Origin of the sequence: Rhodovulum sp. P5 (assembly GCF_002079305.1) — a bacterium.
GTDB lineage: Bacteria > Pseudomonadota > Alphaproteobacteria > Rhodobacterales > Rhodobacteraceae > Rhodovulum.
This window is the reverse complement of the sequence record NZ_CP015039.1, coordinates 2,442,765-2,469,553: the sequence shown is the minus strand read 5'-3', so window position 1 is coordinate 2,469,553 and position 26,789 is coordinate 2,442,765. Positions and strand designations below refer to the sequence as shown.

Below are 26,789 nucleotides of genomic sequence, written 5' to 3'. Positions count from 1 at the left end.
CACATTTCTGTCATATCGGCCGCTTGCAGGCCCCAATACCCCTTCTTATATAGCGCCAAGAGCCGGGTTCGGGGCCATTCCCCGCACCTATAGGGATCGGAGTGCAGGGGCCTTCTTAGGGTCTGCGCTCCAACACATCGCCGAAGAAGAGGTTTAGCACATGGGCAAAGTCATCGGTATCGACCTCGGGACCACCAACTCTTGCGTTGCCATCATGGATGGGTCGCAGCCCCGGGTGATCGAGAATGCCGAAGGCGCGCGGACGACCCCGTCCATCGTCGCCTTCACCGACAACGAACGTCTCGTGGGTCAGCCCGCCAAGCGGCAGGCCGTTACCAACCCCGACAACACAATTTTCGCCGTCAAGCGCCTGATCGGGCGCCGGTTTGACGATGCCGAAGTCGAGAAGGACAAGAAGCACGTCCCCTACTCCATCGTCGATGGCGGCAATGGCGACGCGTGGGTCGAAGCAAAGGGCGAGAAATACAGCCCCAGCCAGGTGTCTGCCTTCATCCTGCAGAAGATGAAGGAAACCGCCGAAAGCTATCTGGGCGAGGACGTCACGCAGGCCGTGATCACCGTGCCCGCCTATTTCAACGACGCCCAGCGTCAGGCCACCAAGGACGCCGGCAAGATTGCCGGGCTTGAAGTGCTGCGGATCATCAACGAGCCGACAGCCGCCGCGCTGGCCTATGGTCTCGACAAGAAAGAGACCAAGACCATCGCCGTCTACGACCTTGGCGGCGGGACCTTCGACATCACCATCCTTGAGATCGACGATGGCCTGTTCGAGGTGAAATCGACCAACGGGGATACGTTCCTCGGCGGCGAAGACTTCGACATGCGGATCGTCGCCTATCTGGCCGACGAGTTCAAAAAGGAACACGGTGTCGATCTGTCCAAGGACAAGATGGCCCTGCAGCGTCTGAAAGAAGCTGCCGAAAAAGCCAAGATCGAGTTGTCGTCCTCCAGCCAGACCGAGATCAACCAGCCGTTCATCTCGATGGACAAGGACACCGGCACGCCGCTGCACATGGTCATGAAACTGACCCGCGCCAAGCTGGAAAGCCTTGTGGGCGACCTGATCAAGAAATCGATCAAGCCCTGCCAGGACGCGCTGAAGGATGCGGGCCTGTCCACCGGCGACATCGACGAGGTGGTTCTGGTCGGCGGTATGACCCGGATGCCGAAGGTCATCGAAGAGGTCACCAAGTTCTTCGGGAAAGAGCCCCACAAGGGCGTCAACCCCGATGAGGTGGTCGCGATGGGCGCCGCCATTCAGGCCGGTGTTCTGCAGGGCGACGTCAAGGATGTGGTCCTTCTGGACGTCACGCCGCTGTCGCTGGGCATCGAGACCTTGGGTGGCGTGTTCACCCGGCTGATCGACCGCAACACCACGATCCCGACCAAGAAGTCGCAGATCTTCTCCACCGCCGAAGACAACCAATCGGCCGTGACGATCCGCGTGTTCCAGGGCGAACGGGAAATGGCTGCCGACAACAAGTTGCTTGGCCAGTTCAACCTTGAAGACATCCCGCCGGCCCCGCGCGGCATGCCGCAGATCGAGGTCACCTTCGACATCGACGCCAACGGCATCGTGTCGGTTTCCGCCAAGGACAAGGGCACCGGGAAGGAACAGAAGATCACGATCCAGGCCTCCGGTGGTCTTTCCGACGACGAGATCGACCAGATGGTCAAGGACGCCGAGGCCAATGCCGAGGCCGACAAGGAACGCCGCGAACTGGTCGAGACCAAGAACCAGGCCGAAAGCCTCATCCACTCGACCGAGAAGTCGATCGAGGACCATGGCGACAAGGTCGACCCCTCTACCGTCGAGGCGATCGAACTGGCCCTTGGCGCGCTGAAGGAAACGCTGGAAACCGACGACGCCAACAAGATCAAGGGTGGCATCCAGAACGTGTCCGAAGCCGCGATGAAGCTGGGCGAGGCGATCTACAAGGCGCAGCAGGAAGAGGCCGGTGAGGCCGAGGCCGATGGCACCGATGAGCCCAGCGCCGTCGATGACGACATCGTCGATGCGGAGTTCGAGGATCTGGACGAAAACAAGCGCTCGTAACGGGCGCACGGGGGCAATGCGGCCGGTCCGGGCGACCCCGGGCCGGCCCGTGCGTTCCCGCCAGAGGGAAAGCTGATGGCAAAGCGCGATTTCTACGAAGTTCTGGGTCTGAGCCGCGGCGCCTCGGCCGAGGAAATCAAGAAGGCCTATCGCAAGAAGGCCAAGGAACTGCATCCGGACCGCAACGCGGACAACCCCAATGCCGAGGCGCAGTTCAAGGAAGTCAACGAAGCCTACGAGACGCTGAAAGACGCCGACAAGAAAGCCGCCTATGACCGGTTCGGCCATGCGGCGTTCGAACAGGGCATGGGCGGCGGCCCGCGTCCGGGCGGTGCGGGTTTCGGCGGGCAGGGCGATTTCGCGTCTGCCTTCTCGAACGTGTTCGACGATCTGTTCGGCGACTTCATGGCCCAGCAGGGCGCGGGCGGGCGTCAGCGCGCGACCCGCGGATCCGACCTGCGCTATAACCTGCGCGTCGTTCTGGAAGAGGCCTATTCCGGCGTCCACCGGACGATCAAGGTGCCCGGGTCGGTCGCCTGCGAGGTCTGCAACGGAACCGGGGCCGAGGGCGGCGCCGAGCCTGCCACCTGCCCGACCTGTTCGGGCATGGGAAAGGTGCGGGCACAGCAGGGCTTTTTCACCGTCGAACGCACCTGTCCCACCTGCGGCGGCATGGGGCAGATCATCAAGAACCCGTGCAAGTCCTGCGGTGGCGCGGGGCGGGTGGAACGGGACCGGTCGCTCTCGGTCAATATCCCCGCGGGCGTCGAGACGGGCACGCGCATCCGGCTGGCCGGAGAGGGCGAAGCGGGCCTGCGTGGCGGACCGCCCGGAGACCTGTACATCTTCATCGAGGTGGCCCCCCACCCGATCTTCGAACGCGAGGGCATGAACCTGCATTGCCGCGTTCCGGTGTCGATGACCACCGCGGCCCTTGGGGGCGAGATCGAAGTGCCGACCATCGACGGCGGCCGGTCCCGGGTGAAGGTGCCCGAGGGCAGCCAGTCGGGCAAGCAGATGCGCCTTCGTGCCAAGGGCATGCCGGGGCTGCGCGGCGGCGGCAATGGCGACATGTTCATCGAACTGGCCGTGGAAACGCCGGTCAAGCTGACGGCGCGGCAGAAGGAACTGCTGAAAGAGTTCGAGGAACTGAGCGAGGAGAACAACCCCGAAGGGTCGTCCTTCTTCACCAAGGTCAAGAGCTTCTGGGACGGCATGAAAAGCTGACGGTGACGCGCCTGCGGGCGCGTTAACCTTTCGTTGACCATGCTCCGCCTAGGCTGCCGCCCATGAGCGAGCCACCCGCCTCCACCAAACTTGCCGAACCCGCCTTGCCGCTTTTTGCTGAGGCCAGGCCCGTTTCGGCATCGGCGGAGCGCCTGCCCTCCTACATCCGCGATCACCGCAAGCGTCTGCGCACTCGCTTCATGGAGGGGGGCGCCGCGGCCATGCCGGACTACGAATTGCTGGAACTCGTCCTGTTCCGCGCGGTGCCGCGGCAGGACGTCAAGCCCTTGGCCCGGTCCCTGCTGGAGACGTTCGGGGGCTTCAACGGCGTGCTGTCCGCCCCCGCCGCGCGATTGCGAGAGGTCAAGGGCGTGGGCGAGGCCGTGCTGGTGGAGTTGAAGATCGTCGAGGCCGCCGCCCACCGGCTGGCCCGGGCGCGGGTGATGAACCGACCGATCCTGTCGGGCTGGGACGCGCTTCTGGACTATTGCCGCACCTCGATGGCCCATCGGGAGACCGAGCAGTTCCGGGTTCTGTTCCTCGACCGAAAGAACGTGCTGATCGCCGATGAGGAACAGGCCCGCGGCACCGTAGATCATGTGCCCGTCTATCCACGGGAGGTCGTCAAGCGGGCATTGGAACTGAATGCCTCGGCGCTGATCCTTGTGCACAACCATCCGTCCGGCGATCCGACGCCCTCTCAGGCCGATATCGCAATGACCGAACAGATCGATACCGCCTGCGCCGCGCTGTCTCTGGTGCTGCATGACCACATCATCGTGGGCAAGGCGCGGGAGTTGAGCTTTCGGGCCGAAGGATACCTGTAGACGCCGCTTATGCCGCGAGGGTGGTCCGCAAGGCGGCAAGCGACAGGGGCTTGGAGACGAAGCCGTCCATGCCGGCCTCCCGGCAGCGAATGCGGTCTTCTTCCAGAACGCTCGCCGTCAGCGCCACGATTCGCATCGATTCCAGCGGCCGGTTCAGCGCCCGGATGCGGCGCGTGGCTTCCAGACCGTCCATGTCGGGCATGTGCATGTCCATCAAGACGATGTCGAAGCACCTGCTTTGCACCGCGCCCAGCGCCTCCTGCCCGTTCTCTGCCAGTTCGACCTCGTACCCGATCCGCTGGAGCATCGTCTTGGCCACGAACCGGTTCGTGCGGTTGTCATCAACCACAAGCGCCCGCTTTGCAGGGCGCTCCTCTGTACCGGGCTGTGGGTCGACCGTAGCAGGATCGGCCGCGGCGCCGTGCGACATGGCCCGGGACAGGGGAAGCTCGATCTCGAACCGGCTGCCCGCGTCGGGGACGCTATCGACGGTCAGCCGGCCGCCATGGGCTTCCACAAGGGCGCGGGTGATCGCAAGGCCAAGGCCCGTCCCGCCAAAGCGCCGCCGGCGCCCGCCTTCGGCCTGCTCGAAACTCTCGAAGATACGCTGCTGGTCTTCGGCGGCGATGCCGATGCCGGTGTCGATCACGGAAAGCACAATCCAGCCCGGGGCGGCGGCATGCCCTGCGCGGATCGTCACGCGCCCGGCCTCGGTAAACTTGATGGCGTTGCCGACAAGGTTGATCAGCACCTGGCGCAACCGATCCTCGTCCCCGGCAAACCAGACGCCCATCAGATCCGGAGAGACCTCCCCCGACAGGCTGAGCCCCTTCTTTTCGGCGGCAACGCGCAGGATGCGCGTGACCATCGAAACAAGGTCCGACAGGCAGAACGGCGCTTCGGTCAGCACCATCTTGCCCTGCTCCAGCTTCGCCAGATCAAGGATGTCATCGACGATGGCCAGCAGCGCCTTTCCCGATTCCCGGATCGTATCGACGTGATAGCACTGCTCGTCGGTCAGGTCGGTGTCGCTGAGAAACTCTGCCACTGGGATAACCCCGTTCAGCGGCGTGCGGATCTCATGGCTCATCCGGGCCAGGAATTCCGACTTGGTCTGAAGCGCGGCCTCGGCCTCTTCCCGCGCGCGGCTGAGCGCCTCGGTCTGATGCCCGATCTTGCGGCGCATGGCGGAAAAGCTCTGGGTCAGGCGGGCGATCTCGTCGACCCATGCCGCATCAAGGGGTTGGGTAAAATCGCCTTCGGCCATGCGGTCCGCGGCCCGGGCCAGCCCGCCGATGGGGCGCGCGACCAGCCGGTCGATGATCAGCACCAGCAACAGGATGACCACCAGCAGGCCCAGCAGGATCCACATCGTGATGCCGCTGACCTCCGACCTCAGATCGGCAATCAGCGCGCTTTGATCCACCGTCGCCGACAAGGACCCAAGGGACTGGCCGCGCAGGTCCAGGTCGCGGGTGATCCGGATCACACGGCCGGGATGGGCCCGCTCCACCGGGATCAACGGGTAAAGGCTCATCCCGTTGGGCAGGCGGAAGTGGATCGAGACCCAAGTCTCGTTGCGATCCTCGATGGTCGACAGGGTTTCGATCACCGCCCCATACTGGCGCGACAACAGGAATGGCTCGATCGAGTCGATGATGACATCCATCTGCTGCGCGATCTCGGTGCGCTGCGCCTTGGTCATCACCTGCGTGACGCGGGGAACCAGAACCCACTGGAACACGACGATGCTGGACAGGGTCACTGCCAGCAAGAGGGCCAGAAGCAGCCGCCGTATGTTCCACCTTGGGGGACGCAGCCGCATGAAATCAGTCGGTGCCTGTGTCTGGTGGAACGAAATAGGACTCCAGTGCAAGGTCCCGCAACACGGCATAGTCGGTCGCCCCGGCCGCAATGGCCTTGCGGAAGGGAACCTGTGCAAGCAGGGCCGCCCCTTCGTCCGTTTCGGCCAGGTCCAGCACGGCCTTCCGGAACGCCTCGGCCGCCTCGTGCGGCACGCGCGGATGCACGACGATGGGATGCGGCGGCACCCGTGTCGTTTCATAGAGAACGCGCAATTGGTCGCCGATCGCAGGGTCCTGTTTGCGGAAGGTCGCCATCACCCCGCCGGCCGCATCGGCGCCGCCCAGAAAGACATTCAGATAGGCCGAACTGTGCGTGGCCACATAGCTTGCCGTGTAATCGAGCGCGAATATCCGGTCGAGATCGGCCCGGATCAGCAGTGACGCGCCCAGCGCGTTCGGGGCCGGATAGGCAATACTCTTCCCGGCAAGCTCGCTCACCGACTGGAACGGGGCGTCCTTGCGCACGACCAGAATCCCGAAAAGCTGCCGCCCGCCGTCGCGGATGATCGGCAGATAGCCTTGCGTGTCTTCGGCAACCAGCGCGTGATAGGGGTTCATATAGGCGAAGTCGTAAGTGCCCTGCATGAACTCCCCCTCGAACTGGGGGATGTCCGACGCGCCGACCATCTGAAACGCGTATCCGGTGCGCTTCGAAATCTCGTCAAGAATCGGCATCCAGATCTCGGCCAAGCGACGCGCCTCGAACTGGGGCACCACGCCGATGGTATAGGCCGGGTCGGCCGCGGCCCTGGGCGTGGCAATCGGGGCAAGCGACAGGGCCATCGCCAGAAGGGACGACAGGACAATGGCCAGCCCGCGGCTTGTAACGACATGCATCTTGTGGCTCCCATCTCCGCCCGGTCGGCCGTTTGGACAGAACAGCCAAGACGAAACCGGGGACGGGCCACACCATGGCGCCGACTTGTTGCGATCCTCTAAACGGGAGCGGTGGGGGGCCTGTCTCAGCAGATGCGGGGAAGCTGTTCTCCGACCAGCATGTCGACGATCCGCGTGCCGCCAAAGGCCGTGCGCATGCGCACCTGCCCTTCATGCGCCTCGACCGCGCGACCGATTGCAACGGCCCCCCGACCTTCGGGGCGGGCCTGCATCGCGGCCAGGGCCTGTGGGGCTTGCGCTTCGGGCACGAACACGACCAGCGTGCCTTCGTTGGCAAGGTAAAGCGGGTCCAGCCCAAGGATCTCGCACATGCCCTTGACCTCATCCCGCAGGGGCAGCGCGTCTTCGTCGATCACGATCCCCACGCCCGTGGCTTCTGCCATTTCGTTCAGGGCGGAGGCCAGACCGCCGCGGGTGGCATCGCGGGCCGCGCGGGTGTCGGGGGCTGCGGCGATCACCGCCTCCATCAGATGGCCCAGACCCTGACAGTCAGACTGAATATCGGTGGAGAGTGCCAGATCGCCCCGCGCGGCCAGAATGGTCGCCCCGTGGTCGCCAAGCACGCCATTGACGATGGCGACATCGCCGGGACGGATCATTCCCGCCTCAAGGTTTCGTCCGGGCGGGATGACACCGACCCCGGTCGTGGTGATGAACACGCCATCGGCCGCGCCACGGCCCACGACCTTGGTGTCGCCGGTGACGATGCTGACACCGGCCTTCTCGGCCTCCGCCACCATCGAGGCCACGACGCGCCGGAGCAGGGCGATCTCGCACCCCTCCTCGATGATGAAGGCCGCCGAAAGCCACAGGGGTTTCGCGCCGCCCACGGCCAGATCGTTGACCGTACCGCAAACGGCAAGCTTGCCGATATCCCCACCGGGGAATTCCAGCGGCGTCACCACGAAACTGTCGGTCGTCATGGCCAGCCGCGCGCCGGGGGCGGCCAGCGCCGCATCGCTCAGCCGTGCCTGATCCTCCATGCCCGGGGGGTGAAAGGCGGCGGTGAAGATCTCGTCGATCAAATCCCGCATCGCGCGCCCACCCCCGCCATGGGAAAGCGTCACGCGCGTGTCGCGCAGGCGGGTCGGCTTGGACATATCGTTCATTCCGCAGCCTCCGTGGCCCGGGCGCCGCCATATTGCCAATAGGCGGCACAGGCGCCTTCGGAGCTGACCATCAGCGCCCCCAGCGGCATCTCTGGCGTACAGCCCTTTCCGAATTGCGGGCAGGCGGTGGGTTTGATCCGCCCCGTCATCACCTGACCGCAGGCGCAGCCTTCGGGTTCGGGCACATGGCGCGGCCCGGCAGCATAGCCCACGCCGAATTTCTCCTCGGCGTCATAGGCGGCATAGGCGGCCCGGATCCGCAGGCCGGAGGCATCGATTTCCCCCAAACCGCGCCACTCGAAACTCGGGCGCTTCTCATAGACATCGGCCATCGCCGTGATGCTGACCGGGTTGCCATGTTCGGGCACCACGCGGGAATACTGGTTTTCGACCTCGGCCCGGCCGTCGCGGATCTGTTCAAGCACCATCAGCACCGATTGCAGCAAATCCAGCGGTTCGAACCCCGCGACGACGATGGGCTTGCCATAGTCCTGTGCGATGAAGTCGTAGGGATGGATGCCGATCACCATCGACACATGGCCCGGCCCGATAAACCCGTCCAGCACCATATGCGGGTCGTCCAGCAGCGCCTTGATGGGTTCCGGCACGGTAATGTGGTTGCAGAAGACGCTGAAATTGGAAAGCGATTCACATGCCGCCTGCTGGATCGCCAGCGCGGTTGAGGGCGTCGTCGTCTCGAACCCCAGACCGAAGAACACGACTTCGCGCCCGGGGTTGCGGCGGGCCAGTTCCAGTGCGTCGAGCGGCGAATAGACCATGCGGATATCGGCACCGTCCGCCTTGGCCTGCATCAGCGACTTTTTCGTGCCCGGCACCCGCATGGCATCGCCGAAGGTGGTGAAAATGACCTCCGGCCGCTTGGCTATCTCGACACATTCGTCCACCCGCGCCATCGGCAGCACACAGACCGGGCAGCCGGGGCCGTGGATGAACTCCACCCCCTCATGCACCAGCTTGTCGAGGCCATAGCGGAAGATCGCGTGGGTATGGCCGCCGCAGATCTCCATGATATGCACCGGCTTCTCGCGGGTCGCGCCGATCTGATCGGCAACCGTGGCAATCCGGGCCAGTACGGCGCGGGCGGCCTTGGGGTCGCGGAACTCGCTGGCGTATTTCATGCGTCGGCCTCCAGCGCCTTTGCGCCTTCTTCCATCGCCTCCAGCGCCTCTTGCGCCTCGCCCAGATCGCGCAAGGCCTCCAGCGTCTTCGCGGCCTCGTCCGCGTCGATCAGCGCCATGGCGAACCCCACATGGATCAATGCCCATTCGCCCACCAGATCACCGATGGGGCGGTCCAGCACGCAGGCCACGCTCACCTCGCGCCGCACGCCAGAGACATCGGCCAGCGCCATCATGCGCGGTTCATCGGTGATGGCCACGATCTGGCCGGGGATACCCAAACACATGTCTCACTCCTCCTCGACCGTGGCGGAGGGATCGGCGATGCCGTAGCGGTCAAGTTTTGCCCGCAGCCCCACCCGCGACAGTCCCAGTTCGGCCGCTGCGCGGCTCTTGTTCCAGCGGTGGCGCGTCAGGGTTTCGCGCAATATCCGCATCTCCATCAGTTCCACCCGGTCCTTCAGCGTGCCATCCGCCGTCAGCGCCGCCTCGGCCGAGCGGTCTGCCCCGTCCTCTGACGGCGGGGCCTGCAGGATGTGGCGGGAAATCAGGTCCGCGCCCAGCACGGTTTCCTGCGCAAAGATCAGCATCCGGGTGATCTCGTTCTTCAACTCACGCAGGTTTCCGGGCCAGTCGTAGTTTTCAAGAAACTCCAGCGCCGGTTCCTCCAGCCCATGCACCGGCTTGCCATGCTGCACCGCAAGTTCCGCCAGCATCGCCTGCGCAAGGATCGCGACATCGCCCCGCCGGGCGCGGAGCGGCGGCACCGCGATCTCACCCGCGGCAAGCGCGAAATACAGGTCCGCCCGAAAGGCCCCGTCAGCGACGCGGGCCCGCAGGTCGCCCTCTGCCCCGCAGATCAGCCGCAGATTGGTGCCCAGCGTTTCCTGCCCGCCAACGGGGGTAAAGGCGCCCTCGGTCAGGACCCGCAGCAAGGTCAGTTGCAGGGCAGGCGACGCCGTCTCGACCCCCGACAGGTACAGCGTACCGCGGTCGGCCTTCTGCAACAGGCCCATCCGCGCCACACCACCGGTCAGCACCCCGCGCTTGGCCCCCAGAAGTTCGACAAAGGCCAGATCCTCGGGCAGGCCCGCAAGGTTCAACTCGTAAAACGGCTTGTCGGAGCGGAGAGAGCCGTAATGCATCGCCCGCGCGATCTGCGCCTTGCCGGATCCGGCCTCCCCCACCAGCAGCACCGGCACATCGAAGCTGGCGAACTGGCGCGCCTGCTGGATCGTCGCGTTGATCGGGGAGTTGGGCGTGCGTAGCACGGTTTCAAAGCCCATCCCCTCGCGCAAGGCCTTGCGCCGTTTCTCCAGCCGCGACTCCGCCGTCGAGGTCAGAAGCCGCATCTCTAGCGCCAGCCGCTCGTTCTCTCGTGCAAGCTGGAACAGGCGGGCGGCGTTCCGGGTGGCCATGACAAGCTGATCGGGATGCCAGGGCTTGGTCAGGAACTGATGGATTCCCGCCTCGTTGATCGCGGCGATCATGGCCGAGGTGTCGGTATAGCCGGTGATGACGATCCGCACGGTTTCGGGCCAGCGGTCGCGCACATCGGCCAGAAATTCGACGCCCGTCCGGCCCGGCATCCGCTGGTCGCACAGGATCACCTGTACCCATTCGTCCTTCAGGATCGCCTCGGCCTCATCGGCATTGGCGGCGGTCAGGATCTCGAACTCGTCCTCCAGCGCCATGCGCATCGCCGACAGCGAATGCGGCTCGTCATCCACAAGAAGGACGGCGGGTGGAGAACTGGCCCTTGCCATTACACCGCGGCCCCGGCGGATTTGTCGGCCAGATGGGCGCGCAGCCAGTCGACCCAGTGATCCATCCCCTCGCCCGTCCGGGCAGAGACGCGCAGGATCTCGATATGCGGGTTCACCCGTCGCAGGTTGTCCTCATAAGCATCAAGATCCACGTCGCAATGGGGGGCAAGGTCGATCTTGTTGAGGATGGCAAGCTTCGACACGGTGAACATGTCGGGGTATTTCAGCGGCTTGTCCTCGCCCTCCGTCACCGACAGGATCGCGACCTTGGCATCTTCGCCCAGATCGAAACCCGCGGGGCAGACAAGGTTGCCGACATTCTCGATGAACAGCATCGCGCCGCGGGGCAGGTTCAGGTGATCCATCGCATGGCCCACCATATGCCCGTCAAGGTGACAGCCCTTGCCTGTGTTGACCTGAATGGCCTTGGCCCCGGTCGCACGGATGCGGTCGGCATCGTTGCTGGTTTGCTGGTCGCCCTCGATCACCGCCAGCGGCTGGTCGCCCAGCATCTCGATCGTCTTGCACAAAAGGGTCGTCTTGCCGGAGCCGGGGGAGGAGACAAGGTTGACCGCGAACGTCCCCAGCGCCCTCAGCACCCGGCGGTTGCCATCGGCATAGGCGTCGTTCTTCGACAGGATGTCGGTCTCGATCTCCAACAGCCGGGCCTGGCTGACGCCGGCAACGGCCGTGCCCGCCGCGCCCGTGCCGAAATGCAGATCGCCATGCGCGCCGTGATGGTGATGCCCGTGCGCGTGCCCATGATCGTGATCGTGATCGTGGGAATGGTCGTGCGCGTGATCATGGTGATGGTGGCCATGCTCCCCATGATCATGGTCCTTGCCTTCAATCGTTGCCGTTCCGCATCCGCACACCGTGCACATCAGACCACCTCCATATCCTTGATCCGCATCTCATCGCCCGCCACGGGCATCAGCTTGCCGCCGCCGCATTTCGGGCAGGGGTCCAACCGTTCCTCGATCTCGACCTCGACCATGCAATCGTAGCACATCGCCCGGCCCGGCAGGTCGATCATTTCCAGTCGCGCGCCCTCGGCCGGACTGCCCCGCATCACCACGTCGAAGCAAAAGGCCAGCGCCTCCTTTTCGACACCCGCGAATTTCCCGATTTCGACCCGCAACACCCGCACAGCCGTAAAGCCGTTGACACGCGCCTGATCCTCCACGATCCCGCGGATGCCCTCGCACAGCGACATCTCATGCATCGGCGGTCTCCGTGAACTCAACCGGCACGCAAGGGTCGAGGATATCGACCAAAAGGGGCGCCAGATGCGCCTTGGCCGCGGGCAGGGCCGCCAGCGCCAGTTCCAGCGCGCCGCCGGGGGCCAGCAGATCGTCGGTCGGCGTATGGCGCGCAAAGGCCGCCACCCGGCCGTCCACCAAACGGGCCGACAGGGTATAGCTGCCGCGCGCCGCGGGCACGCAGGTGACGCCATCCGTTTGCCGCGGGGCAAGGTCCAGTTGCCCGGTGGCGCAAGCGTGAAGGTCGACAAGCCGCGCCAGCGCCCGCCAGAGCGGCCCGCGGCCATACCGGGCCTCGACCACCGCCAGCAGGGGCTGATCTGGATGCCGCGCCCAGGGGCTGTTTTCCCGGGGGTCTGCCGGGCGCAGTTCGCCCGGGTCGGGCGCGGGCAGGTCCACAACCGCTTCTCCGGGGTCGAACGCATCGGCAATGGCCCGGATAACGGGAGAGACCCCCACGCCCGAGGCAAGCCAGTTGTCCAGCCGCTCCGGTTCGGCCGGGCAACCGCCGGGGCCGAAGACGGCGGTCAAAAGGGCCTCTTCGCCGGGCATCCGTACGGGCGACAGGCCCAGCCGCCGGGGCCACAAAACGAACAGCCGCATCAGGTGTTCGCGCTTGATCTCATGGGCCAGCGCGGCCGCGTCCCCGGGCCCAGACGGCAGGCCCAGCGCCATGCGCGCGCCCGTGCCCTGCGCCGCCCGGCACAGGTTGAAAAGAAGCGGCAACAGCTCCGCCGCCTCCTCTGCCGTGCGGCCGAGAAGCATCGCCTCCACGCCCGTGGGCTTTGGCGGCGTCACACGCGGCCCCGCGGATGTCAGCGCGATATGAAGCGCGGCGGGCGTCATTCGCCGGACGGGGCCTCCTCCACACCGGCCAGACCCGCAGAGATCACCGCGCGGCGGGACGGTTCGGCAGGGATGTCCGCGGTTTCAGCAGCGGCAGCTTCGGCAGCGGCCAGTTCCGCCTTCCGCGTCTCGCGGATCTCGGCGGTTCGGTCGGTCTCCTCCCGGTTCTCTTCCTTGAAGAGCTCGGTCATGACCGCGCGCGCGACTTCGACCGCCTGCATCTGGCTGGTGAAATCCGACATCGGCGAGAACAGCGAACAGGCCTTGTAGCCGCCGACCATCTCTCGCGTGTTGTGGATGAATTCGTATTCGCCAGAGGGAAAGCCGATCACCTCCTGCGCGCCGGGGGTCAGGTCCGACCAGTCCTCGCCTTCGGCCGGCAAGAGGATCAGGTTCATGAACCACGGGGCCACCAGAACACCCAAGGGACGGCCATCCTGCAAGATGAACCCGACGGCCTCAACGCTCAGCGCCTTGTTGCACAGCGGCACGTCGCGCATCTTCGCGTTCCAGATCTCGCGGAAATCGGCGGTGAGCGCGGCGGTCTTTTCGGCGATATAGGTCGCGTCGAGTGCATCCTGGCTGCCGGGATCTTCACGAACCATGAACTGCGCCTTCGGCGCGTCGCAGGTGGGGCAGGTCCAGTCCTCGGGCAGGGCCGTGAAGGGCGTGCCGGGCAGGACCTGGCGATAGTCATCGCCCTCGGCCGGGTCATAACTCGTCCAGCAGATCTTGCATTCCATAATGGCTTGGGCGCTGATCCGGTCGTCGGCGCCCAGGTAACTGCCCTCGAACCGCGGTGCGCCCGCCGGATGCGCGGTCATCGGATCGCCTCCAGCACCTCGCGGATGCGCGCGGCGCTATCCTGCAGATCCTCGCGCGCGGCAAGGGCGACCTCGGGCATTTCCGTAACCTCGAACGTATCAAGGATCAGCGTATCCATCGAGTTGAAGAACTGAACCCGCCACACATGGGGCGTGGCCGTCGCGGTGATCCGGCAATTGCCATAGCCGCGCGACAGGATCGTGACCACCCCCTCGCCCAGGGCCGCGTCCAGCCAGACCAGATCCTCTTCGGTATGGGGCAACAGGGTCAGGTTGACGACATGGGGGGCCTTGCCGCGCCGGAAGCGCCTAGATTTGTCGAGTAGTTCGACCAGAAGCGCCGGCGCATTGAACACGCCCGGCGTTTTCGGCGCGTCCAGCCCCAGGGCCGGGCGCGACGGTTCGAAGGCCGCGACCGCGCGGGCGGGTACGGGGCCGACCTCCACCCGGTCGACACCGGTGCCAAGCACCTGCCAGACCCCGGCGAACACGCTTTCCTGCACGGCGACGGACGGAACGCCGCGGATCTTCATCGCGACCTCGCCTTGGCCCAGCGTCTCGGCAATCAGCTTGCGGGCCGCGGGGGCCGCCCCGGCCAGATGGATGACCGACGGCTCGCCCTCGGCCGCCCGGTCGCAGGCATCGGCCATCTTTTCAAGTAGGGCCAGCGCGGGCGCCGCGGCCTCGGCATCGTCCACGTCGGGCGTGTGGGCGGAATAGGTGCGCATACCAGAGGGCATCGGCATCCACGGCACGTCCTCCTCCGACGGCTGGGAGCCAGGGCCAAAACCGGTGGGGGGCATGTGGAAATTGGTGACCATGATGTCCTCCTCAGGCGTCGGCCATGTTCAGAATGTGCGACACGCGCGCAAGATAGTCGTCCCAGTCCCGGATCTTCTGGATATCGCCAAGGTATTTGCCCTCGCGGAAGAACAGGAAGCCGGGGGTTTTCAGCGCACGGTAGGTCTCTCGAACCTCCGCCTCGATCGCGTCATCGACGATGGCGCAGTCGAACGCGTTCTGAAACGCTTGCCGCAGTTCGGGCAGGATCACCGCGGCATCGGCGCTTTCAAGATTGCGCACGGGATCGCCCGGCACAAACAGGCAATGCGCGCCCGGGGCCGCAGTGAAGTCGTCGACAGCCGCAACCGAAGCCAGCCGCGGCCAGCCCAGTTCCGAATGCAGTCTGTCGATCAGCGGGTGGGTCATGGCGCTATCCTTGGCTTTGGCCCGCGTCCAGCGCGGCCTGAAGATGGGGGGGCAGGGTCGGTTCGCGGTTGTCGAGGTCGGCAAAGGCATCGCCGATCGCACCGCCCGACATGACAGATTGCAGCCCGCGGAGCGCGGCGCGGATCTTCTGCGCTTCTTCGGCCTCGATCACTTCGCGCGCGGCACCCAGAAAGGTCAGAACCCAGTCACCCGGCTTGGCATCGGGGGTCAGCGACAGGTCGATCACCATCTCGCCCTCACCATCCGTGGCGCGGGCCGCGATACCGTCCACGCTCTCGATCCGCATGGGCAGGCCGAGACACATCAGGAGCGCCCGGGAAAGAAACGGTCGTCGCCGGCGCGGCAGGCATCCTCGGCCGAGGGTCGGCCGGATTCGTAGGCATCCCGGCGCAGGGAGGCATCGGCCAGATCGTCGGTCGCGGTCCGCCCGGGCACGGCCTTGATCCCCCAGCGGGCCAGTTCCTCGACCCCCGCGGCGATGGCAGGGGCAATCTGGGCGGCGATGCTTTCCCGCAGGCTTCCGCCGTAGTCTTCCATTTCCTCCGGCTGGCAGCCGATCAGGGTCATCCGCGCGGGCGCGCATCCCTTGAACGAGGCGGTGGCCAGAACGTCCTGAAACCCGGTCTGGTGCAGGCTCATCTTCTTGGCGCCCATGAACGACGGCACGTCATCGTCGCGCACGATTTTCAGGGTGCCTGGGGCCAGACCGTAATCGACCGCGTCGAAGATCAGGAGCGAGCGGACCTCTTCGATGAAGGGCAGAAGGTAAAGCCCCTGCGTGCCGCCATCGAGCAAGCGGACATTGTCCGGAAAGGCGAACCGGTCGGCCAGCGCCTCGACACAGCGGGGGCCAAAGCCCTCATCCGCCCAGAGGACATTGCCGATCCCGAGAATGAGCACGGAGTCGTCTTGCGCGTCCTGCATGGTTCCTCCCTTGAGTGCCGTATTGGCAGTATGGCTTTCGCCTGTTTCCCGAGACGACAGTAAAGTTTGTAGTCACCGATGGCAGAGACGATTTCCCCACCCCTGCGACAATCTGTCATTTATCTGAAATACAAAGGATTTATCGGCATTCTACCGCATACCGGTCGCGATTTGATGATTAGTCACTTTCCAGTTTGAACCGCAACCACAAGGTGCCCTTCCAATGCAAACAGGCGCGACCGTGGCCGCGCCTGTCAGATCATGCGTTCACTGGGTGCGGATTACTCGATCCGGTCGTCCTTGAACGTCCGCCAGCCCGAAATGATCGTGGTGATCATCGACTGCCGGGACATGATGTCTTCGCGGATGGCCGCATAGATATGGATGATCGCGAAGATCGTGATCGCCCACATGCCCAGATGATGCAGCGTGTGCAGGCGCTGGGTGTTCTGCACCAGATCGATGATCCAGCCGAAGGCCCAATAGTAGATCGAGTCCTGCCCCGCCCCCTCGGCATAAAGCGCGAAGCCGGTGAAGATCATGAAGGTCATGCCCAGCGTGATGAAGGTGAACATCGCGAAATGGGCCAGCGGGTTGTGCCCGATGTACTTTTTCGGCTCCTTTTCGAGGAAGGCATACCAGCGCAGTTCAAAGAACAACTCCTTCCACCAGCGCAGCCGCCAGAAGGGCAGGTAGAACAACTGACGCGAATGCCGGTTGCCGATGAAGGCAAAGTAGATCCGGCCAAGGAAGGCCACGGTCAGAACCATACCCGCCGCGAAATGGGCAAAGCGGATATAGCCGAAGGTGAATTGCTGCGTCGCCTCGGCGATCTCGATGGTGGGCGGGGGCGATCCAATCAGGAAGCCCGTGACGATCAGCACGGTGATGGCCGCAGCATTCAGCCAGTGCCAGATGCGCACCGGCACCTCGTAGACATAGATCGCCGCCTGCATGCGCAGGCTTTCGATGTCTTCGGGCCGGGCGCCCCCGGTCAGGCGCGCCGCCTCAAGCGGGGTCGGCGCCTGCGGATTGGGGATGTGGATCGTTGTGTTGGTGTCGGTCATGGCTGGCCCCTTACCCCGAGACGAGCCATGCACCGGTGGCCGCAACCGCACCCCCGGTCAGCCGGCGCACCGTCTTGGCCCCACGGGCCGCCGCGATGGACCGGGCAAGCGCGATACCGGCCAGATGCAGCAGCGCGGTGGCGCTCAGGAAGCCCGCCAGATAGGCAAGCGCCTGCCCGGTCGCCTCGGTCGCATGGGCATGGCCGTGGCATATGGCAAAGCCCGCAATGGCCGCCAGCGACGCCCCGGTCAGCCAGCGCGGCTGGCCGCCATGGGCAAAGACCGTCAGCGCACCGAACACCACGACCGAGGCCGCGATCAGGCCCTCGACCCCGGGGATCGGCACGCCCGACCAGGACAGTGCCGCGCCCAGGACCATGGCCCCCATGAAGGTCGCGGCCCCCGCCCAGACGCGCCGGGACAGGACGAAGCCGGACCAGAGCCCCACCGCCAGCATCGCCAGCAGGTGATCGGCCCCAAGGATCGGATGCATGAACCCGTGCATCAGCCCCGAGGTGCCCCCATGCCCGGTATGGGCAAGCGCGGGGGCGGCAAGTGCGGCCAGCGCCGCAGACAGGATCAGTTTCTTCATCGGTGTCTCCTCCCTCAGCGCACCTTGACCGTGGTCAACTCGTCGCCATCGGGCGACATCACGTGGGTGGAACAGGCAAGGCACGGGTCGAAGCTGTGCAGCGTGCGCAGGATTTCGACCGGCTCCTCGGGCCGTTCCATCTTGGTGTTCATGAGGCTCGCCTCAAACGCACCGATATTGCCCGCCGTGTCGCGTGGAGACCCGTTCCAGGTGGTCGGCACGACGCATTGATAATTCTCGATGCGGGTGTCCTTGATCTTGATCCAGTGGCCCAGCGCGCCGCGCGGCGCCTCGGTCATGCCGACGCCCTTGGCCTCTTTCGGCCACTTCTTCGGCTCCCACTTGTCGACATGGGCGGTGGATTCATCGCCGTTCTTGCAGGTGGTGATGAGCTTGTCGAAGAAGTGCTTTTGCAGGCGGGTGCAGTATTCCGCCTCCAAAGCGCGGGCGGCGGTGCGCCCAAGGGTGGAGAACAACGCATCGACCGGCAGGTCCATATCACCAAGGAAGCCCTCGACCTGGCCCTTGATGTCTTCGTGCCCCTTGGCATAGCCGATGATGTAGCGGGCGAGCGGCCCGACCTCCATCGCGTGACCTTTCCAGCGCGGCGCCTTGATCCACGAATATTTCGCGGCCTCGTCCAGCTCCTCGATGGCGGTCTTGGTGCCCTTGGCGTTGGGCCCAAGTTCGTAGTTCGGCTCGGTCACGCCGTCCCACGGATGCAGGCCCTTGCCCGGCTCGCCATAGGTGTACCACGAATGGTCCACGAATTCCTGCACCTGTTCGGGATCGCGCGGATCGACATCCAGAACCTCGTTGAGGTTGCCGTTGATGATCGCGCCGCGGGGCAGGTGCAACTGCTCGGCCGAGAAATCGTTGGGATGTTCGGGAATGTCGCCATAGGCCAAACAGGCTTGGGATGACAGCCCGCCACCATACAGCCAGTTCTTGTAGAACCCGCCGATGGCCTTCACATCCGGGATGTAGACGTTGTTCACGAAGGTGATGCACTGATCGATGATGGAGCTGACCATGTTCAGCCGCTCCATGTTGATCGCGCCGACAGCGCCCGTGCCGTTCAGGTTGATCGGGCAGGGCACGCCGCCGACCAGCCAGTTCGGATGCGGGTTCTTGCCGCCGAAGATCGTGTGGATCTTCACGACCTCTTTCTGCAGGTCCAGCGCCTCCAGATAATGGGTCGTGGCCATCAGATCGGCCTCGGGCGGCAGCAGATAGGCCGGGTTGTCCCAATAACCGTTCTTGAACAGACCCAGTTGCCCGGATTCCACGAACTTCTTCAGCCGGTTCTGCACGTCACGGAAATAGCCGGGGCTCGACAGCGGGTGGCTCGGGCTGACGGCCTGTTGCAACTCGCTCGTCGCCTTCGGATCGGCCTTCAGCGCGTTGACCGGGTTCACCCAGTCGAGTGCGTGCAGGTGGTAGAAATGCACGATGTGGTCGTGGATCTGCAGGTTCAACTGCATGATGTTGCGGATCGAGTTCGCGTTTTCGGGGATGGTGATCCCCAGCGCATCCTCGACCGCGCGGACGGATGTCAGGGCATGGGTGCCGGTGCAGACGCCGCAGATTCTTTCGGTGAACGCCCAGGCATCGCGCGGGTCGCGGCCCTTCAGGATCACTTCCAGACCGCGCCACATCGTGCCGGTGCTGACCGCGTTACGGATGATGCCTTCCTCATCCACGTTGACCTCGCAGCGCATGTGCCCCTCGATCCGGGTCACCGGGTCGACGACGATGCGCTTGCCGGAATTGTCGAGGTCGAAACCGTTCGGAGTTACGGTCATCTATCAGACCTCCTCTTTCTCTTGGCGCTTGCGCTGGGCGCTTTTCAGGGCACTGGCGGCGATATGGGCGGCGATCCCCGCGCCCACCGCACCGGCAGCGGCAAAGCCGACCTGGTCGGCGGTGGCTTCCACGCCGAACTGCTTGACCGTGGTCAGGCGGTCATAGAACGATCCCTGATCCCAGAACCCGTCCTCGGAACAGCCGATGCAGCCATGGCCCGACTGGATCGGGAAGCTGACGCCCTCGTTCCAGCGCACGGTGGAACAGGCGTTGTAGGTGGTCGGCCCCTTGCAGCCCATCTTGTACAGGCAATAGCCCTTGCGCGCATAGTCGTCGTCCCAGTTCTCGACGAACTGGCCCGCGTCGAAATGCGGGCGGCGATAGCACTTGTCGTGGATCCGCTGGGAATAGAACATCTTCGGCCGGCCCTGCCGGTCAAGATCGGGCAGCCGGTCGAAGGTCAGCATGTAGGTGATGACGCCGGTCATCACCTCGGCAATCGGCGGGCAGCCGGGAACCTTGATGATCGGCTTGTCGGTGATGACCTTGTGAACCGGCGTGGCCGCCGTGGGGTTCGGGGCCGCGGCCTGCACGCAGCCGTAAGAGGCACACGCCCCCCAGCTGATGATCGCCTTGGCGTCTTTCGCGGCATGGCGCAGCTGTTCGACAAAGGGCTTGCCGCCGATGATGCAGAACATGCCGTCTTCGTTCAGCGGCGGGTTGCCCTCGACCGCGAGGATATAGTTGCCCTTGTATTTCTCGATCGTGTCTTCCAGCGCGGCCTCGGCCGCATGGCCGGCGGCGGCCATCAGCGTGTCGTCGTAGTCAAGGCTGATCATCGACAGCACGACATCCTTGGCCAGCGGATGGGCGGAGCGGATGAAGCTTTCCGAACAGCAGGTGCATTCCAGCCCGTGCACCCAGATCACCGGCGTGCGCGGCTTGGTTTCCATCGCATGGGCGATCTTCGGCACGAAGCTGGGACCAAGGCCCAGCGCCGCCGCTGTGAGCGAGCAGTATTTCATGAAGCTGCGCCGGGTGATCCCCTGACGGCGCATGACTTCATAGAAGGTTTCGATTTCGGACAAGTCGGTCCTCCCTTGGCAGGGCCGGTCGCCCATCGGGCGCGCGGCAGTTTCAGTATCCCAGCGTATGCAAGCAGGGCGACATGGGTCTGCGCAAAGGAAAAGAGACCTGCCACGGGTCCGGTATTTTTCTTTTTGCAATCAATGGGAAAAGTGCATTTTCGCGCCGGCGTCCTTAATCTCTGCCGGTCAGGCGGTTGCCATTGCCCGCGGCGGGCGGTCAGCTTGCTTCCGTTCGGGAAATATGACGCGCCGCGGCGATCACGGCCTGGCCCAGCGCAAGGCCGCCATCATTCGCAGGGGTTTCCCGGTGGGTCAGGACCGGCACAGCCTCCAGCGCGGTCAGGCAGTCGGTCAACAGGCGGGCATTCTGAAAACAGCCGCCCGACAGCACCACGGCCGCGGCCTGACCGGTCGCGACCAGATCGCGCGCATGGGTGGCGAAGGCCGCGGCCAGACCCGCGTGAAACCGGGCCGAGATCACGGCCGCTTCGGTCCCCGCGGCAAGGTCCGTGGCCAATGCGTGGAACATCGGTGCGGGGTCGATCTGGTCACCCGTATGGTCGAACGGATAGGGGCGATCCGCCGGGTCGGTCGCCAACGCCTCCAACCGCATGGCGGCCTCCCCCTCATAGCTTTGGCGCGCGGGGCACAGGCCCAAGGCCGCGGCAACCGCGTCGAAGAGCCGCCCGGCGGAACTGCATGCCGGTGCGTTCAGCCCAGCCCGCGCGGCACTGCGCACCGCCTGCCGGGGCAGACCGGGGAACAGCCGGTCGGCCAGATCGGACAGCCCCGCGGCATCCAGCCGGACCAGCAGGTTGCGCCACGGCTCCCGCGCGGCGGCGTCGCCGCCGACCAGTGGCGCCGGGGTCAGATGGGCAATGCGGGTGACGCCATCATAGTCGCCCAACAGCAGCTCCCCACCCCACACCGTGCCATCCGAACCATATCCGGTGCCATCCAGCACGATCCCCGCGACCGGCCCACCGTCGCGCGGCCATCCGTTTTCGGCCAGGCAACTGGCCAGATGGGCATGGTGATGCTGGATCTCCTCGACTGGCAGACCCATCCCGTGCGCATGCTGCGTGGCGCGATAGCCGGGATGGGCGTCGCAGGCGACACGCACGGGGCGATGATCGAACAGGTCGGCAAAGTCGTCGATGGCCTTCAGGAACTCCTCCCATGTCAGGGCCTCGTCAAGTTCGCCCAAGTGGTGCGATAGCAGCGCCTGCCCGTTCTTGATCAGGCAGATCGCCGATTTCATCTGCCCGCCCAGCGCCAGAACCTGCGGCGCATCGTCAAAGCCCGGCGGCAGCGGCAGCGTGCCCGGCACCCGGCCGCGGGCGCGACGCAGAACCATGCGGGGGGCCGCGCGCTCCACGCTGTCATCCAGCCGACGGGCGATATCGCGGTCGTGGAACAGGAAGGCATCGGCGAACGCCCCAAGCTTGTCCCGCGCCTCGTCATTGCCGATCACCTGGGGTTCGCCCGACAGGTTGCCCGAGGTCATGACCAGCGGGCGCCCCACCGCCTCCAGCACCAGGTGGTGAAGCGGCGTATAGGGCAGCATCCAACCCAGTGTTCCCTGACCGGGGGCCAGCGCCTCGGGCAACGGCGTGCCCGCCTTGGGCAACAATACGACAGGCGCGGCAGGGTCTTGCAGCAGCTCTTCCTCTGCCAAACCAAGGGCGGCATGGCAGCGGATCAGGGTCAAGGGCGCCATCAGGGCGAAGGGCTTGGCCGGGCGCCGCTTGCGATGCCGCAAGTTTGCGATGGCCGCCGGGTCGGTGGCATCACAGGCCAGATGGAACCCGCCCAGCCCCTTGACCGCGACGATCCTGCCCTCTGCCAGCAGGCGCGCGGTTTCAGCGATGGGATCCCCCGGAACCGTCTGGCCCTCCCGTTCCAGCCAAAGACGGGGGCCGCAGTCCGGGCAAGCGATGGGCTGGGCATGAAAGCGGCGGTCGGCGGGATCGCCATATTCCGCCGCGCAGGCCGGGCACATAGCGAACGGGGCCATCGTGGTCTGCGCCCGGTCATAGGGCAGGCCCCGCAAGATGGTAAAGCGTGGCCCGCAATGGGTGCAGTTGGTGAAGGCATAGCCGTGGCGGCGCCCCGTCCCTTGCACCTCGTCAATACAGGCCGCGCAGGTCGCCGCGTCGGGGGTGACCCGGGTTTCGGCGCCCATACCGGCGCTGGGGGCGATGACGAAGCCCTGCGGGACATCCGCGAACCGGAACGGCGCAACCTCGACACGGTCGACCCGCGCCAGCGGCGGGGCCTCATCGGACAGGGCGGCCTGAAACCCGGCCAGATCGCCCCCGGCGGCGCGGATCAGCACGCCCTCCGGATCGTTCAGAACCTCCCCCCGCACACCGAACCGTTGCGCAAGTTGCCAGACGAAGGGACGAAAGCCCACGCCCTGCACCTGTCCGCGCACACGGATCGCGCGCCCGTCCGTCAATGGACGGTGCAGACCATGCAAGGGTCGAAGCTGCGCACGATATGCTGAACGGCGACGGGCGTGGTTTCCCCCTCGGCGACCGGCGTGCCCACCAGGGCCGTCTCCAACGGGCCGGGCACGTCTCTGGCATCGCGGGGCGAGAAGTTCCACGTTGTCGGCGCGATGATCTGATAGCACGCGATGCGGCCGTCCTGCACCCGCACCCAGTGGCCCAGCGCGCCGCGCGCGGCCTCTACCAGCCCGGCCCCCGTACCGCTCTGCACATCCGGCGCCGGGTCCATGAAGGCGGCCCCGGGTTCGATACCTCGGGCAAGATCCTCCATCAAACCCTGGGTGCGGGCCAGTTCCAGAAGGCGACCTGCGACCCGGGCCAGCACCCCGCCCCCGGCCAGTGCCCGTGCAAGGGGATGACCATCGACCACCTGCCGGGCGATTGCGCCGACCTCATAGGTCTGCCCATTCAGCCGGGGGGCCTTGCACCAGGTATACGCCTCGGCGCGCATCTCTTCGTCGGGCAGGGTCTGGCCCGTTGCCGGATGGCTGGTCTCTCCCAGCATCCAGGCGTGGGACAGATCCTCCACCAACCCGGAAAGGTCGAGAGGGTCAAGCCGTCCCTCTGCCCACAGCCCCGGGTCAAAGCCGTGACCGCTGGACATTGGGTAGGCCCCGAAGGACAGATAGCGGCCAGAGCCGCGGCCCAGCGCGTCAAGATCCAGATCGGCCGCGATCCGCAGGAACAACCCGACATCGCCCGTGTCCCACGCCATCAGGGCATCGGGGGTCTCTATCGCCGCGAACTCTTCCAGCGACCCGCCGAAGACGACGCCTTCCAGAAACCGGCGGAACGCTGTCAGGCTGGCCATGATCCGCACCTTGTCGCGCGGTCCCGGCGCGCGGGTCACGCCGCCCGGCTGGATCGCCAGCGTGTGGGGCCACTTGCCCGCCAGCAGGCCAAGGATATGCATCAGCGCCGTCCGGGCCTCGATGCCCTGTTTCGGGGCGGCGCCTTCCAGTGCCTTGAACCGCTCGACGGTACGGTCATACCACGGTCGGTCCGCATAGCAGGGGCGGGTGAAATCCGGCATGAAGAACAGGTTGAAATGCGCCAGGTGATCCGCGGCATTCTCGACCGCGTGGATCAGCGCCGCCATCGCGGCCCCCTGCGGTGCGGGCCGGTGACCGCCCGCCGCCGCCAGGGCGTGCACCGCCGCCGAAGACTGGCTGATCGAACAGATACCGCAGATGCGCGGGGTCAGGGTCAGTGCGTCCGACGGGGGCCGGCCCATCAGCATCGTCTCGAACCCGCGATAGAGGGGGGCGTTGACGCGGGCGCTTTGCACCGCGCCGTCGTCGATATCCAGAGAAACCTCCAGATCGCCCTCGACCCGGTTGAACGGCCCGACAACCAGTCTCGTCCCGCTCATCCCCTTGGTTTCCTTGGGCTTGGCAGGATCTCGACCCGGTCGGCGACGGCGTTCTTCGATAACCGTTCGGGGGTTGCGGCCTTGGACAGGGAGGCCAGCGCCATGAACCATGCCTTGGGCATGTCGGAGGGCAGACCGACCGGGATGCCGGCGACCTTCGGCGTTTCGGTAAAGGCGTGCTTGGGTTCCTCAAACTCCGGCGCGGTGCAGGAGATGCAGGGATATCCCGCCCGGGTGCAACTGCCCGACCCGTTCCAGGGCCGGATATTGCAATCGCCTACCGCCTGCGTGCCGACGCAACCCAGATGTTCCATCATGCAGCCGATCTCGCACAGGCGGGTGGCGCTGGCCTTGTATTCGTAGAACTCATTCTTGGGGCAGCCGTGATGGACGAGGTGTTCGGCATAAAAGCGCGGCCGGGCCAGAGCGTCCAGATCCGTTGGCCCAAGCGCGTCAGAGGCCAGCAGCATCAGCGTCTCGGTGACCCAGTCCGGATGGGTCGGGCAGCCCGCGACATTGACCACCGGCAGCCCTGCGCGCCCGCGAAATTCGGGGGGCAGGATGCCCCCGGCATGACTGCCCTCATATTGCAGCCCGGCGGCATCGGAGGGGTTGCCCCCGGCCGAGGACACGCCGCCGAACGCTGCACAACTGCCCACGGCAACCACATGCTGGGCCAGGGGGGCCAGTTCCAAGGCCCAGTCGAACATCGACCGCCCGGTGCCCGACAGCATCTGGTACCGGCCGGTACCGCGCGGCCCCCGGGCAATCGCACCCTCAACGCACAGCACATCAAGCGGAACATCGCCCCGCACGATCCGCTCCAGCAATGCGATCACCTCTTCGCCACTTTCAACCGACAGGGCCGGATGCCAGAGGATGCGCACACCGGCATTGTCCAGAAGGTCGAAAAAGTTGGGCGCATCCGCACAAAGCACCGACATCGTGCAACCGCCGCAGCCCGAGGTCTGAAGCCAAAGAACATTCATGGGCAGGCTCCGGCAAATGGCAGGTCGACACAGAAACACGCGCCGTCATCGCAGCGGCAAAGCCGCAAGGCGCCGCCATGCTCCTCGGCGATCTTGTGGCTGATGGCAAGGCCCAGACCGGTGCCCTTGCCGACGGCCTTGGTGGTGAAGAACGGATCGAAGATCGACTGGCGCAGATCCGGCGGGACACCGGGGCCGTTGTCCGAGACCGACAGGATCGCGCGTGCGCCCTCGACCCGCGCGCCGACCTCGATCCGGCCGGCCGGCTGCCCGGCCACCGCATCAAGGGCATTCTGGACAAGGTTCATCACCACCTGCTGCACATGGCCGGGTCGACCGCTGACGGGGATACAGTCTTCGCCGGAAAAGGCGATCTCGACATCATGCTTGGCCCCGCGCACCACCCAGCTTGCGGCCACTTTCGCCGTCTCTACCAGATCGAAGGGGGTCATCTCTCCGGTGCCGTCCGCCGACAGCCGCCGCAGGTCTTCAACGATATCGCGCACCCGTTCCGCCCCGTCCCGCGCGCCTGCCACGGCCTCCCTCAGATTGCCGACCTCCCGGTCGAGGCGGAGTTCTTCGCGCAGACGGATCAACTCCTCCCGCGAGGCCCCGGCCTGTACCCGTTCGAAATAGGTCTCGAACTTGGAGGCATAGCGCTCCAGCGCATGGGTGTTGGCGTAGACAAAGCTGATCGGGTTGTTCAGCTCATGCGCCACACCGGCCAGAAGCCGGCCGAGGGATGCGAGTTTTTCGTTGCGCACCAGAAGCGCCTGCGCCGCCTTCAACTCGTTATGGCTGTCTTCCAGTTCCGCATAGGCCTTGCGCAACTCCCCCAACGGCCGGCCGGTCAGGACATGGCCGGTGACCCGTCCCCGGTCGTCCAGACGTGCACTGATCGACAATTCCAGCGGCGTGTCATTGCCCGACGTCTCCAGGCTGACCTCGATCGTTTCGGGCATGCGGTTCATCGCGGCGCGCGCCATGGCCGCCGACAGCATCTCCCGATCCGATGGCTTGAACAGCGTCTCGACCAGGCATCCCGCAAAGGCCGCGCGCGGCTTGCCGACTGCGGCGGGGAAAGAGGCAGAGACCTCCTCGACCAGGCCGCTTCGCGACACCACGATCAGCACATCGGACACCGACGACAGGATCGAGCCGAGAAACGAGCGCATCGTCTCCAACTCGGCATTCTTCTTTTCAAGACGTTCCTGATAGAGGACCAGATCGGCATAGGTCCGGTCGACGGCGGCAAGGACATCGGCCCAGACCGTATCCGACAAGTCGCCGGTCGATGCCTTGGTATTCAAGGTGAGTTCCTTGGCCATCCTATCTCCTTCTAGGCGAGCATACCGGTGATCCGCTGCTC

Annotated in this window: 25 protein-coding genes; 3 read left to right on the top strand and 22 right to left on the bottom strand. The window is 65.5% G+C overall.

All coding sequences use genetic code 11. The features are described from left to right. Positions 1 to 160 precede the first annotated feature (160 nt). The 3 genes from dnaK (at position 161) to radC (ending at position 4,131) form a co-directional block, all read left to right on the top strand. Positions 161 to 2,077, top strand: a complete 1,917-nt coding sequence (dnaK, locus tag RGUI_RS11925; RefSeq protein WP_081533268.1) for a molecular chaperone DnaK — start codon at positions 161 to 163, stop codon at positions 2,075 to 2,077. 75 nt (positions 2,078 to 2,152) lie between these two features. Then, entirely contained in the window at positions 2,153 to 3,304 is a 1,152-nt protein-coding gene (gene dnaJ / locus RGUI_RS11920) for a molecular chaperone DnaJ (RefSeq protein ID WP_081533267.1), read from the top strand. Between the two features lie 62 nt (positions 3,305 to 3,366). Next, positions 3,367 to 4,131, top strand: a complete 765-nt coding sequence (radC, locus tag RGUI_RS11915) for a DNA repair protein RadC (RefSeq protein ID WP_081533266.1) — start codon at positions 3,367 to 3,369, stop codon at positions 4,129 to 4,131. 7 nt (positions 4,132 to 4,138) lie between these two features. On the opposite strand, the gene RGUI_RS11910 is transcribed toward radC, so the two are convergent. From RGUI_RS11910 to RGUI_RS11805, 22 genes are all read right to left on the bottom strand, one after another. Beyond that, positions 4,139 to 5,956, bottom strand: coding sequence for an ATP-binding protein (locus RGUI_RS11910; protein ID WP_172841135.1), 1,818 nt, complete (start codon positions 5,954 to 5,956; stop codon positions 4,139 to 4,141). Between the two features lie 4 nt (positions 5,957 to 5,960). Continuing rightward, a complete protein-coding gene (locus RGUI_RS11905; RefSeq protein WP_081533264.1) occupies positions 5,961 to 6,833 on the bottom strand; it encodes a phosphate/phosphite/phosphonate ABC transporter substrate-binding protein in 873 nt (290 codons plus the stop codon). A gap of 125 nt (positions 6,834 to 6,958) precedes the next feature. Beyond that, positions 6,959 to 8,002 (bottom strand): hydrogenase expression/formation protein HypE, encoded by a 1,044-nt coding sequence (gene hypE, locus RGUI_RS11900; protein ID WP_081533263.1) that lies wholly within the window; start codon positions 8,000 to 8,002, stop codon positions 6,959 to 6,961. Continuing rightward, positions 7,999 to 9,141, bottom strand: coding sequence for a hydrogenase formation protein HypD (gene hypD / locus RGUI_RS11895; protein ID WP_081533262.1), 1,143 nt, complete (start codon positions 9,139 to 9,141; stop codon positions 7,999 to 8,001). The genes hypE and hypD overlap by 4 nt, the downstream gene beginning before the upstream one ends. Continuing rightward, positions 9,138 to 9,428 (bottom strand): HypC/HybG/HupF family hydrogenase formation chaperone, encoded by a 291-nt coding sequence (locus RGUI_RS11890; RefSeq protein ID WP_081533261.1) that lies wholly within the window; start codon positions 9,426 to 9,428, stop codon positions 9,138 to 9,140. Before RGUI_RS11890 ends, hypD begins: the two co-directional genes overlap by 4 nt. A 3-nt stretch (positions 9,429 to 9,431) precedes the next feature. Beyond that, positions 9,432 to 10,907, bottom strand: a complete 1,476-nt coding sequence (locus RGUI_RS11885) for a sigma-54 dependent transcriptional regulator (RefSeq protein WP_156882946.1) — start codon at positions 10,905 to 10,907, stop codon at positions 9,432 to 9,434. Beyond that, positions 10,907 to 11,791 carry a hydrogenase nickel incorporation protein HypB gene (gene hypB / locus RGUI_RS11880; RefSeq protein WP_081533259.1) on the bottom strand — a complete coding sequence of 295 codons (885 nt, stop codon included), beginning with the start codon at positions 11,789 to 11,791 and terminating at the stop codon, positions 10,907 to 10,909. The genes RGUI_RS11885 and hypB overlap by 1 nt, the downstream gene beginning before the upstream one ends. Then, positions 11,791 to 12,132, bottom strand: a complete 342-nt coding sequence (gene hypA, locus RGUI_RS11875; protein ID WP_081533258.1) for a hydrogenase maturation nickel metallochaperone HypA — start codon at positions 12,130 to 12,132, stop codon at positions 11,791 to 11,793. The genes hypB and hypA overlap by 1 nt, the downstream gene beginning before the upstream one ends. Next, a complete protein-coding gene (locus RGUI_RS11870; protein WP_081533257.1) occupies positions 12,125 to 13,015 on the bottom strand; it encodes a hypothetical protein in 891 nt (296 codons plus the stop codon). The genes hypA and RGUI_RS11870 overlap by 8 nt, the downstream gene beginning before the upstream one ends. Next, on the bottom strand, positions 13,012 to 13,839 hold the full coding sequence (gene hybE, locus RGUI_RS11865) for a [NiFe]-hydrogenase assembly chaperone HybE (protein WP_081533256.1): 828 nt from the start codon (positions 13,837 to 13,839) through the stop codon (positions 13,012 to 13,014). Before hybE ends, RGUI_RS11870 begins: the two co-directional genes overlap by 4 nt. Beyond that, entirely contained in the window at positions 13,836 to 14,660 is an 825-nt protein-coding gene (locus tag RGUI_RS11860; protein ID WP_081533255.1) for a hydrogenase expression/formation protein, read from the bottom strand. The genes hybE and RGUI_RS11860 overlap by 4 nt, the downstream gene beginning before the upstream one ends. A 10-nt stretch (positions 14,661 to 14,670) precedes the next feature. Continuing rightward, on the bottom strand, positions 14,671 to 15,048 hold the full coding sequence (locus RGUI_RS11855) for a hydrogenase accessory protein (RefSeq protein ID WP_081533254.1): 378 nt from the start codon (positions 15,046 to 15,048) through the stop codon (positions 14,671 to 14,673). 4 nt (positions 15,049 to 15,052) lie between these two features. Then, positions 15,053 to 15,373: a HypC/HybG/HupF family hydrogenase formation chaperone gene (locus RGUI_RS11850; RefSeq protein WP_081533253.1), complete on the bottom strand. Its 321-nt coding sequence runs from the start codon at positions 15,371 to 15,373 to the stop codon at positions 15,053 to 15,055. Next, the gene (locus RGUI_RS11845) at positions 15,373 to 15,993 is read right to left on the bottom strand and encodes a HyaD/HybD family hydrogenase maturation endopeptidase (protein WP_081533252.1); all 621 of its coding nucleotides are present in this window, start codon (positions 15,991 to 15,993) and stop codon (positions 15,373 to 15,375) included. Before RGUI_RS11845 ends, RGUI_RS11850 begins: the two co-directional genes overlap by 1 nt. Before the next feature lie 281 nt (positions 15,994 to 16,274). Further along, positions 16,275 to 17,060 carry a Ni/Fe-hydrogenase, b-type cytochrome subunit gene (cybH, locus tag RGUI_RS11840; protein WP_081533251.1) on the bottom strand — a complete coding sequence of 262 codons (786 nt, stop codon included), beginning with the start codon at positions 17,058 to 17,060 and terminating at the stop codon, positions 16,275 to 16,277. A gap of 10 nt (positions 17,061 to 17,070) precedes the next feature. Then, complete coding sequence (locus tag RGUI_RS11835) at positions 17,071 to 17,652, bottom strand: HupE/UreJ family protein (protein ID WP_081533250.1); 582 nt, start codon at positions 17,650 to 17,652, stop codon at positions 17,071 to 17,073. Between the two features lie 14 nt (positions 17,653 to 17,666). Then, a complete protein-coding gene (locus RGUI_RS11830; protein WP_081533249.1) occupies positions 17,667 to 19,457 on the bottom strand; it encodes a nickel-dependent hydrogenase large subunit in 1,791 nt (596 codons plus the stop codon). 3 nt (positions 19,458 to 19,460) lie between these two features. Next, positions 19,461 to 20,546 carry a hydrogenase small subunit gene (locus RGUI_RS11825; protein WP_081533248.1) on the bottom strand — a complete coding sequence of 362 codons (1,086 nt, stop codon included), beginning with the start codon at positions 20,544 to 20,546 and terminating at the stop codon, positions 19,461 to 19,463. Positions 20,547 to 20,763: 217 nt separating this feature from the next. Further along, on the bottom strand, positions 20,764 to 23,007 hold the full coding sequence (gene hypF / locus RGUI_RS11820; RefSeq protein WP_156882945.1) for a carbamoyltransferase HypF: 2,244 nt from the start codon (positions 23,005 to 23,007) through the stop codon (positions 20,764 to 20,766). After that, the gene (locus tag RGUI_RS11815) at positions 23,004 to 24,431 is read right to left on the bottom strand and encodes a nickel-dependent hydrogenase large subunit (RefSeq protein ID WP_081533247.1); all 1,428 of its coding nucleotides are present in this window, start codon (positions 24,429 to 24,431) and stop codon (positions 23,004 to 23,006) included. The genes hypF and RGUI_RS11815 overlap by 4 nt, the downstream gene beginning before the upstream one ends. After that, complete coding sequence (locus tag RGUI_RS11810) at positions 24,428 to 25,420, bottom strand: HupU protein (RefSeq protein ID WP_081533246.1); 993 nt, start codon at positions 25,418 to 25,420, stop codon at positions 24,428 to 24,430. Before RGUI_RS11810 ends, RGUI_RS11815 begins: the two co-directional genes overlap by 4 nt. Then, positions 25,417 to 26,748 carry an ATP-binding protein gene (locus RGUI_RS11805; protein WP_081533245.1) on the bottom strand — a complete coding sequence of 444 codons (1,332 nt, stop codon included), beginning with the start codon at positions 26,746 to 26,748 and terminating at the stop codon, positions 25,417 to 25,419. The genes RGUI_RS11810 and RGUI_RS11805 overlap by 4 nt, the downstream gene beginning before the upstream one ends. Between the last annotated feature and the right edge of the window lie 41 nt (positions 26,749 to 26,789).

Coding starts and splice junctions, on each gene's coding strand:
- hybE (WP_081533256.1), bottom strand. CDS start 13,839: ATGACCGCGCATCCGGCGGGCGCACCGCGGTTCGAGGGCAGTTACCTG.
- RGUI_RS11870 (WP_081533257.1), bottom strand. CDS start 13,015: ATGACGCCCGCCGCGCTTCATATCGCGCTGACATCCGCGGGGCCGCGT.
- RGUI_RS11910 (WP_172841135.1), bottom strand. CDS start 5,956: ATGCGGCTGCGTCCCCCAAGGTGGAACATACGGCGGCTGCTTCTGGCC.
- RGUI_RS11830 (WP_081533249.1), bottom strand. CDS start 19,457: ATGACCGTAACTCCGAACGGTTTCGACCTCGACAATTCCGGCAAGCGC.
- RGUI_RS11855 (WP_081533254.1), bottom strand. CDS start 15,048: ATGACCCACCCGCTGATCGACAGACTGCATTCGGAACTGGGCTGGCCG.
- RGUI_RS11850 (WP_081533253.1), bottom strand. CDS start 15,373: ATGTGTCTCGGCCTGCCCATGCGGATCGAGAGCGTGGACGGTATCGCG.
- hypB (WP_081533259.1), bottom strand. CDS start 11,791: ATGTGCACGGTGTGCGGATGCGGAACGGCAACGATTGAAGGCAAGGAC.
- dnaK (WP_081533268.1), top strand. CDS start 161: ATGGGCAAAGTCATCGGTATCGACCTCGGGACCACCAACTCTTGCGTT.
- RGUI_RS11815 (WP_081533247.1), bottom strand. CDS start 24,431: ATGAGCGGGACGAGACTGGTTGTCGGGCCGTTCAACCGGGTCGAGGGC.
- RGUI_RS11845 (WP_081533252.1), bottom strand. CDS start 15,993: ATGCAGGACGCGCAAGACGACTCCGTGCTCATTCTCGGGATCGGCAAT.
- RGUI_RS11835 (WP_081533250.1), bottom strand. CDS start 17,652: ATGAAGAAACTGATCCTGTCTGCGGCGCTGGCCGCACTTGCCGCCCCC.
- hypE (WP_081533263.1), bottom strand. CDS start 8,002: ATGAACGATATGTCCAAGCCGACCCGCCTGCGCGACACGCGCGTGACG.
- dnaJ (WP_081533267.1), top strand. CDS start 2,153: ATGGCAAAGCGCGATTTCTACGAAGTTCTGGGTCTGAGCCGCGGCGCC.
- RGUI_RS11860 (WP_081533255.1), bottom strand. CDS start 14,660: ATGGTCACCAATTTCCACATGCCCCCCACCGGTTTTGGCCCTGGCTCC.
- hypD (WP_081533262.1), bottom strand. CDS start 9,141: ATGAAATACGCCAGCGAGTTCCGCGACCCCAAGGCCGCCCGCGCCGTA.
- hypA (WP_081533258.1), bottom strand. CDS start 12,132: ATGCATGAGATGTCGCTGTGCGAGGGCATCCGCGGGATCGTGGAGGAT.
- RGUI_RS11885 (WP_156882946.1), bottom strand. CDS start 10,907: ATGGCAAGGGCCAGTTCTCCACCCGCCGTCCTTCTTGTGGATGACGAG.
- radC (WP_081533266.1), top strand. CDS start 3,367: ATGAGCGAGCCACCCGCCTCCACCAAACTTGCCGAACCCGCCTTGCCG.
- RGUI_RS11805 (WP_081533245.1), bottom strand. CDS start 26,748: ATGGCCAAGGAACTCACCTTGAATACCAAGGCATCGACCGGCGACTTG.
- RGUI_RS11890 (WP_081533261.1), bottom strand. CDS start 9,428: ATGTGTTTGGGTATCCCCGGCCAGATCGTGGCCATCACCGATGAACCG.
- RGUI_RS11905 (WP_081533264.1), bottom strand. CDS start 6,833: ATGCATGTCGTTACAAGCCGCGGGCTGGCCATTGTCCTGTCGTCCCTT.
- RGUI_RS11810 (WP_081533246.1), bottom strand. CDS start 25,420: ATGAATGTTCTTTGGCTTCAGACCTCGGGCTGCGGCGGTTGCACGATG.
- cybH (WP_081533251.1), bottom strand. CDS start 17,060: ATGACCGACACCAACACAACGATCCACATCCCCAATCCGCAGGCGCCG.